Here is a 1734-nt window from a genome sequence, read left to right as displayed (position 1 = left end):
GGGCGCGACGACGGGCTCGTTCTGCGCGGCGTGCGGCGCGGCGACGCCGGCCGGGGCGCGCTTCTGCCCCGGATGCGGCCGCGCGCTCGGCGCCGCGGCCTGCGGCCGCTGCCACGCGCCGCTGCCCGCGGGGGCGCGCTTCTGCCCCCAGTGCGGGGCCCCGACGGGCGCCTGATCGCCCCTCGCGGGGCCGGCGCGGCGAGGTTGGACTCGGGACGGGGCGGGTCGTAGAATCCGCCCCAACCTTTTCGACAACCACAAGAGGCACGCCATGCTGGCCGACCGCGTCATCCAAGGACTGACTTTCGACGACGTCCTGCTGCTCCCCGCCTATTCCGAGGTCCTGCCGTCGCAGGTGGACACCTCGACCCGCCTGACCCGCGGCATCCGCCTCAACATCCCGCTGACCTCGGCGGCGATGGACACGGTGACCGAGGCCCGTCTGGCGATCGCGATCGCGCAGCAGGGGGGGCTGGGGTTCATCCACAAGAACCTCTCGATCGACGAGCAGGCGGCCGAAGTCGACAAGGTCAAGCGGTCGGAGTCGGGGATGATCGTCGACCCGATCACGATGACCGCCGAGCGGCCGATCAGCGACGCCCTGGCGCTGATGGCCAAGTACCACATCTCGGGCGTCCCGATCACCGACGACCGCGGGAAGCTGGTCGGCATCCTGACCAACCGCGACCTGCGCTTCTGCACCCGTCCCGACGCGCCGATCCGCGACTTCATGACCTCGGAGAACCTCGTCACGGTGCCCGAGGGGACCGACTTCGAGCGCGCGCAGCAGCTGCTGCACAAGCACCGGATCGAGAAGCTGCTCGTCGTGGACGACCAGTACCGGCTGAAGGGGCTGATCACCTTCAAGGACATCATGAAGCGGATCGAGTATCCGCGCGCGGCGAAGGACGAGCACGGGCGCCTGCGGGTCGGCGGGACGGTCGGCACCGCGGCCGACACGCTCGACCGCGCCGCCGCGCTGGTGGACGCGGGCGTCGACGTGATCTGCGTGGACACGGCCCACGGCCACTCGAAGAACGTGCTCAAGACGGTCGCCGCGATCCGCGAGCGCCATCCGGAGCTGCAGCTCGTCGGCGGCAACGTCGGCACCGCCGAAGGCGCGAAGGCGCTGGTCGAGCGGGGGGTGGACGCGGTGAAGGTCGGCGTCGGGCCGGGCAGCATCTGCACGACCCGCATCGTCTCCGGCGCGGGCGTGCCGCAGCTCACCGCCGTCGCCGCGGCCGCCGAGGCCTGCGCCTCGTCGGGCGTGCCGGTGATCGCCGACGGCGGGATCAAGTTCTCGGGCGACATCACGAAGGCCCTCGCCGCCGGCGCGGACTGCGTGATGATCGGCTCGCTCTTCGCCGGCACCGAGGAGTCGCCCGGCGAGACGGTTCTCTACCAGGCGCGGACGTACAAGGAGTACCGCGGCATGGGGTCGCTCGCGGCGATGCGCAAGGGTTCGCGCGACCGCTACGGCCAGGCCGACGAGTACGACGACCGCAAGCTCGTGCCGGAAGGGATCGAAGGGCGCGTGGCCTACAAGGGCCGCCTCTCCGACGTCGTGCACCAGATGGTCGGCGGGATCCGCGCGGGGATGGGGTATTGCGGCGCGCGCACGATCGAGGAGCTGCAGCGCACGGCGCGCTTCGTGCAGATCACCACGGCCGGCCTCAAGGAGAGCCACGCCCACGACGTGGTGATCACGCGCGAGGCCCCCAACTACCGAATCGA

At 71.6% G+C, this 1734-nt stretch carries 2 protein-coding genes; both read left to right on the top strand.

The window, feature by feature from the left end:
- Positions 1–175 (top strand): zinc ribbon domain-containing protein (locus tag LLG88_12090; protein ID MCE5247642.1); only part of this gene is annotated, 175 nt, incomplete at its 5' end.
- A 96-nt stretch (positions 176–271) separates the two neighbouring features.
- On the top strand, positions 272–1734 hold a 1463-nt coding region (gene guaB / locus LLG88_12085; protein ID MCE5247641.1), incomplete at its 3' end, for an IMP dehydrogenase.

Source organism: bacterium (assembly GCA_021372775.1).
In the GTDB taxonomy this organism is placed as follows: Bacteria; Acidobacteriota; Polarisedimenticolia; order J045; family J045; genus JAJFTU01.
This window is presented reverse-complemented; position numbering and strand designations above follow the sequence as displayed.